The sequence below is a fragment of the Streptomyces polyasparticus genome (assembly GCF_014493765.1).
Lineage (GTDB): Bacteria > Actinomycetota > Actinomycetes > Streptomycetales > Streptomycetaceae > Streptomyces > Streptomyces polyasparticus.
In genome coordinates this window covers 1-1,174 of record NZ_JACTVJ010000107.1, presented here as the reverse complement: position 1 = coordinate 1,174, position 1,174 = coordinate 1, and the positions used below count along the sequence as shown (strand labels likewise).

The 1,174-nt window shown below is 50.2% G+C and carries 1 protein-coding gene; it reads right to left on the bottom strand.

Annotated features, from left to right (window positions below; genetic code table 11):
* The coding region (locus tag H9Y04_RS49075; protein WP_187820151.1) for a thiolase family protein at positions 1-1,174 on the bottom strand (1,174 nt) is incomplete at both ends.

Sequence of the window (1,174 nt, the reverse complement as noted above, 5' to 3'; positions counted from 1 at the left end):
CCCTTCTTCAACAAACGCAAGATGGTGGCGTATTGTCTAGCACCAGTAGAACCCAAGGGGTGACCCAAGGCGATGGCACCACCGTTTATGTTCAACTTTTCAGGTGGTATGTTGAGAGACTCAGCAGAGTACAAACATTGAGCGGCGAAAGCCTCGTTGATCTCAAACACATCAATGTCCTTGACGGTCAATCCGGTCTTCTTCAACACAGAAGGAATGGCCACGGCGGGTCCAACACCCATGATTTCTGGAGGAACACCAACAGAGTTACACATGACGTACTTGGCCTCGATTGGGTAGCCCTTGGCCTCGGCCAACGATCTTCTCATCAAGAGAACGACAGCAGCACCGTCACTGACCTGCGAAGCGTTACCGGCGTGGGTGGAACCATCAGCCTTGAAAGCGGGTCTCAACTTGGCCAAAGATTCGGCGGTGACACCCTTTCTTGGGCCTTCATCGGTATCGATGGTGACCTTTTTGTACTTGATGTCATCCTCATCTTCGTCATCGTCGCCCTCGGCAATGTACGACTCGATAGGAATGATCTCGTCTTTGAACTTACCGTCAGCCACGGCCTTGACGGCCTTTTGGTACGAGGCAGCAGCGAACGCATCCTGCTTTGTTCTTGGAATGCTGTACTTTTCCGCCACGTTTTCGTTGGTGATACCCATAGGAATCATACACTTGGCCATTCCGTCCTCTTCAGCCAAATGTGAGTCCACCTTGGGAAGAGCGCCGGCACCATAGTTGGAGGACATGGACTCCACACCTCCAGCGAGACCACAGTCGATTTCTCCACACTTGATCTTGTTGGCAATGTCGGAAATAGCCATCAAACCTGAAGAACATTGTCTGTTGATGGCAACAAAAGCTGCCTTGTTGGGAATTCCAGCAGCCAACGAAGCACCTCTGTGCTCGGAAGCACCAGCAGCACGGTTCAAAACGTTACCAATGGCCACGTCTTCAATCAAGTTCACGTCAATTTTGGTCTTGGCCAAAAATCCCTTGATAAGTTGTGCCAAAAGATAGTCGGAACCAACATCTTTGAAACCACCTTTTCCACCTTTGGTCAAAGCGGTTCTATAAGCAGCCACTACAACCACATCATCTGGGTTCTTCTCTAATACCGCCTGTTTGGAGGAAGGAGACAACTGGCCTGCAAGTTGATTTAATC